A 5,251-nucleotide genomic window follows, 5' to 3' on the forward strand; every position below is an offset into this window, starting at 1 on the left:
TCATCAAGGAAGTCCGCGCGATCACCGGCCTGGGCCTGACCGAAGCCAAGGCGCTCGTCGAAGGCGCGCCGAAGCCCGTCAAGGAAGGCGTGAGCAAGGACGAGGCCGAGAAGGTCAAGAAGCAGCTTGAAGAAGCCGGCGCGACCGTCGAGCTGAAGTAAGCCGCAGCGGCGGGCGGGGTTGGCGCGCCAACCCTCACCTGCCGCCAGGCCGGCCGGGCTCGGCTCCGCCGGGCGTCGACGTCATGGAATTCACTTCCATGACGCCGCGGCCACCAGAAAAAGGGCGGCCCGCTACGGCGGTGCCGCCCTTTTCTTTTGCTCCACCTACGAAGCGGGCATCAGCGCCGCTCAAGCTTCCTGCATCGCACCGTCGGCTCGATGCCGCTTCCGATGGGCTAAAGCTCAGCTCGCCACCGCCAGCGCATGCGGGCGCGCCGCCACCGTCTCGAACATGCGTGCCGGGCCATCGAGCCAGAACGGTGCGAGCTTCGCCGCGCCCGCGCGCTCGATCCCGAGCGCGAACGCCTGCGCGGTCTGCCCCTCGCCCGCCGCTGTCTCACTCGGCACGTAGCGCGCGTTGAGCGTCACGACCGGCACGAACATCGGGCGGTCAGCGGCGGTCAGCACGTTGATGTTGTCGCGCGGCAGTGTGACAAGCGCGCGCACGACACGCTCGGCGCCGGATGTGAGGGTGAACGGCGTCGCGGCCAGTCGACCGGCCGTTTGCGCGAAGATCTGGCCGAGTTCCGCGTCCTGGTCGGCGCGCGCGCTGGTCAGGCGCGCGTCGAGGCGAATGTTGCGCGCCTCGACCTCGCCGCGGTTGCGAACGACGATCTCCACGTCGGCAGTCGCGGTGACCAGATTGACGCCGGCGCGACGCGCGCGAAGCTCTAGCTCGATCCAGGCACGCGGTTGCGCCGCGCCCTCCGATGCGGGCGGGGTCGCCGCGGCGGCAGTGCGCCGTGTCAGCATGCGCGGTGCCGCAGCCGCAGCAGGTGCAATCGGCTCCGCTGCAACCGATGCCGGAGCGACAGGCTCGGCATGGCCCGGGACGGTATCAACGGCGTCTGTCGGGTGCGCCTGTGCGGAAGAAGCGCGGCGCTGCCACCACCACCATCCCGCACCGGCGAGGGCCGCGAGTCCGACGAACCAGAGCCAGCCGTAATCGTCACGCTCGTCGTTGACCGGTGCCGCGGGTGTGCCGAGCACGGACGCCTCGCTCGGGGCCGGGGTTGGAGCGGGCGCTGCGGTGGTGGGCGACGCAGTGGGTACGGGCTCGGGGACCTGAGAGGGAGACGGCGTAGCCGTCTGGGCCACACTCGGGCGCGCGGCCGGCGTTGCACGCGCGGTCGGCGTGGCGCGCGGCGTCGGGGTGGCGCGTGCCGCTGGCGTCGCACCTGGGCTGGGCGTGGCGCGCGCGGTCGGCGTTGGACGCGGTGTCGGGCTGGACGTCGCCGTTGGTTCGGGCGTGGCGGCGGGCGTCGGCGTGCCCGACGGCAGCGAAAAGGTGATCGGCGGCAGCGACAAGGTCGGGGTCGCCGCCGGTGTGGAGGATTGCGCCAATGCCGCGGGCGCGCTCGTCACGAGCAGAAGGGCGAGCGAAAGGCGCGCGGGCGAGACGCGGGTACGACGCGGAACGATCATAATGCGTGGCGCTAGCGCGAACGCGGTGGAGGTCAACCATTTCGGGTGCCGAACAAGGCGACGATGCTCATACCCGCGCCGATCGGAGGTAGCGATGCGGCGGGATCGTTTCGCGGCGATCGACGTTCCTAGCGGCCGTCGTTCATTGACGCGCCGCCACTCCTGTCCTATATCCGAGCTTCTTCCAGCATTTCGGGACATGGGGTGCCGTCGCGCAGTGCCTCGTACGTATGGGGATGCTGGATACAGGACGCTTGAGGCTGCCGTCTCCCTCACGGGATCAGACGTGCGGCCTTTCGCCGTTCTTTGCGCTTCGTGATTTTATCGGCTGACGAGGCAACGCTCAACATGGCAACCAAGGCGATCGACGCGGGCACCGCCCGCTCGGGCGACACCACCGGCGGGACGCGCAAGCGCCGCATCCGCAAGGTGTTCGGCAACATCCACGAAGTGGTGCAGATGCCGAACCTGATCGAGGTGCAGCGCGAGAGCTACGAGCAATTCCTGCGCTCCGATGCATCGATCGGCTACGTCTCGGGCCTGGAGAAGACGCTGCGCAGCGTGTTCCCGATCCGCGATTTCGCAGGCACGGCCGAACTGGACTTCGTCAATTACGAGCTCGAGCCGCCTAAGTTCGACGTTGAGGAATGCCGTCAGCGCGGCATCACCTATGCCGCGCCGATGCGCGTTACCTTGCGCCTGATTGTGTTCGAGGTGGATCCCGATACGGAGACCCGCTCGGTGCTCGATATCAAGGAGCAGGACGTCTACATGGGCGACATGCCGCTGATGACGGAGAACGGCACGTTCTTCATCAACGGCACCGAGCGCGTGATCGTCAGCCAGATGCACCGTAGCCCAGGCGTCCTGTTCGACCATGACCGCGGCAAGACGCACGCGTCGGGCAAGTTCCTGTTCGCGGCGCGTGTGATCCCCTATCGTGGCTCGTGGCTCGATTTCGAGTTCGACGCCAAGGACATCGTCAACGTCCGCATCGACCGCAAGCGCAAGCTGCCGGTCACGGCGCTGCTGTATGCGCTCGGCCTCAACTCCGAGGAAATCCTCAACCACTTCTACAACCGCGTCACCTTTGTGCGCGGTCAGGGTGGCTGGCAGATCCCGTTCGCGGCCGAGAACTGGCGCGGCGTGAAGCCGTCGTTCGACATCGTCGACGCGAAGTCGGGCGAGGTGATCTTCGCTGCCGGCACCAAGATCACCCCGCGCGCCGCCAACAAGGCCGCGAAGGATGGTCTCGAAACGCTGCTGATCCCGACCGAGGAAATCTACGGTCGCTACTCAGCCTACGACCTCATCAACGAGCAGACCGGCGAGATCTACGTCGAGGCCGGTGACGAGATCGGTCCCGACAGCATGGAGAAGCTGGACAAGGCCGGGCTCGACCGCGTCGAGCTGCTCGACATCGACCACGTGACCACCGGTCCGTGGATCCGCAACACGCTCAAGGCGGACAAGGCCGAAGAGCGTGAGCAGGCGCTGTCGGACATCTACCGCGTCATGCGCCCCGGCGAGCCGCCGACGCTGGAAACGGCGGAGTCGCTGTTCGCAGGGCTCTTCTTCGATCCGGACCGCTACGATTTGTCGGCGGTCGGCCGCGTCAAGTTGAACATGCGCCTGGAGCTGGATGCGCCGGACACGCACACGACGCTGCGCACCGAGGACATTCTGGCGGTCGTCAAGACGCTGGTTGGCCTGAAGGACGGCAAGGGCGAGATCGACGACATCGACAACCTCGGCAACCGCCGCGTGCGTTCGGTGGGCGAGCTGCTGGAGAACCAGTACCGCGTCGGCCTGCTGCGCATGGAGCGCGCCGTGAAGGAGCGCATGAGCTCGGTCGATGTCTCGACCGTCATGCCGAACGACCTGATCAACGCGAAGCCTGCGGTTGCCGCGGTGCGCGAGTTCTTCGGTTCGTCGCAGCTGTCGCAGTTCATGGACCAGACCAACCCGCTCTCCGAAGTGACGCACAAGCGTCGCGTCTCGGCGCTCGGGCCGGGCGGTCTGACGCGTGAGCGCGCGGGCTTCGAGGTTCGCGACGTTCACCCGACGCACTACGGTCGCATCTGTCCGATCGAGACGCCCGAAGGCCCGAACATCGGCCTGATCAACTCGCTGTCGACCTTCGCGCGTGTCAACAAGTACGGCTTCATCGAGACGCCGTACCGCAAGATCGTCGACGGTCGGGTGACAAACGAGGTCGTCTACCTGTCGGCGATGGAGGAGCAGAAGCACACCGTCGCCCAGGCGTCGGCCGAGCTGAACGAGGACGGCTCGTTCGCCGAGGAGCTGGTGTCGGCGCGTCAGGCGGGCGAGTTCCTGATGGCGTTGCCGGAGACGGTGACGCTGATGGACGTGAGCCCCAAGCAGCTCGTGTCGGTCGCGGCCTCGCTGATCCCGTTTCTGGAGAACGACGACGCGAACCGCGCGCTGATGGGCTCGAACATGCAGCGCCAGGCGGTGCCGCTGGTCAAGGCCGAGGCGCCGTTCGTCGGCACCGGCATGGAAGAGACGGTGGCGCGCGATTCGGGCGCGGCTATCTCCGCCAAGCGCGCCGGCGTGGTCGATCAGGTCGATGCGGCGCGCATCGTCATTCGCGCGACCGGTGAGGTCGACGCGAATGAGAGCGGCGTCGACATCTACACGCTGATGAAGTTCCAGCGCTCGAACCAGTCGACCTGCATCAACCAGCGTCCGCTGGTGAAGGTGGGCGACGTGGTGAAGGCGGGCGACGTGCTGGCCGACGGTCCCTCGACCGAGTTCGGCGAGCTGGCGCTGGGCCGTAACGCGCTGGTCGCGTTCATGCCGTGGAACGGGTATAACTACGAGGACTCGATCCTGATCTCCGAGCGGATCGTGAAGGACGACGTGTTCACGTCGATCCACATCGACGAGTTTGAAGTGATGGCCCGCGACACGAAGCTCGGGCCGGAGGACATCACGCGCGACATCCCGAACGTCGGCGAGGAAGCGCTGCGCAACCTCGACGAGGCGGGCATCGTCTATGTCGGGGCCGAGGTGGAGCCGGGCGACATCCTGGTCGGCAAGATCACGCCCAAGGGCGAATCGCCGATGACGCCGGAAGAAAAGCTCCTCCGCGCGATCTTCGGTGAAAAGGCCAGCGACGTGCGCGACACCTCGCTCCGCCTGCCGCCGGGCGTGGCCGGTACGATCGTCGACGTGCGCGTCTTCAATCGTCACGGCATCGACAAGGACGAGCGCGCGATGGCGATCGAGCGCGAGGAGATCGAGCGTCTGAAGAAGGACGCCGACGACGAGCGCACGATCCTCAACCGGGCGACCTGGAGCCGCCTGCGCGAGATGCTGCTCGACCAGACCGCCACCGCAGCGCCGAAGGGCGTGAAGAAGGGCATCGTGATCGATGCCGAGGTGCTGGAATCGGTCGATCGCCACGAATGGTGGAAGTTCGCCGTCGCCGACGATGCGCGCCAGAGCGATCTGGAAGCGGTCAAGGCGCAGTATGACGAAGCCGCCAAGCGGATCACGGACAAGTTCCATGACCGCCGCGACAAGCTGGAGCGTGGTGACGAGCTGCCGCCGGGCGTGCTGAAGATGGTCAAGGTCTTCGT

Annotated in this window: 3 protein-coding genes; 2 read left to right on the forward strand and 1 reads right to left on the reverse strand. The window is 67.0% G+C overall.

Annotated features, from left to right (window positions below):
* Positions 1-161 (forward strand): 50S ribosomal protein L7/L12 (locus tag QZ847_RS03005; protein ID WP_294352944.1); only part of this gene is annotated, 161 nt, incomplete at its 5' end.
* Between the two features lie 243 nt (positions 162-404).
* Here the strand turns inward: QZ847_RS03005 and QZ847_RS03010 are convergent.
* Complete coding sequence (locus QZ847_RS03010) at positions 405-1,646, reverse strand: hypothetical protein (protein ID WP_294352940.1); 1,242 nt, start codon at positions 1,644-1,646, stop codon at positions 405-407.
* Positions 1,647-1,994: 348 nt separating this feature from the next.
* On the opposite strand from QZ847_RS03010, the gene rpoB reads away from it, so the two are divergent.
* Positions 1,995-5,251, forward strand: a 3,257-nt coding sequence (gene rpoB / locus QZ847_RS03015) for a DNA-directed RNA polymerase subunit beta (RefSeq protein WP_294352942.1), incomplete at its 3' end; no start/stop codon positions are given.

Source organism: uncultured Sphingomonas sp. (genome assembly GCF_913778135.1).
Lineage (GTDB): Bacteria > Pseudomonadota > Alphaproteobacteria > Sphingomonadales > Sphingomonadaceae > Sphingomonas.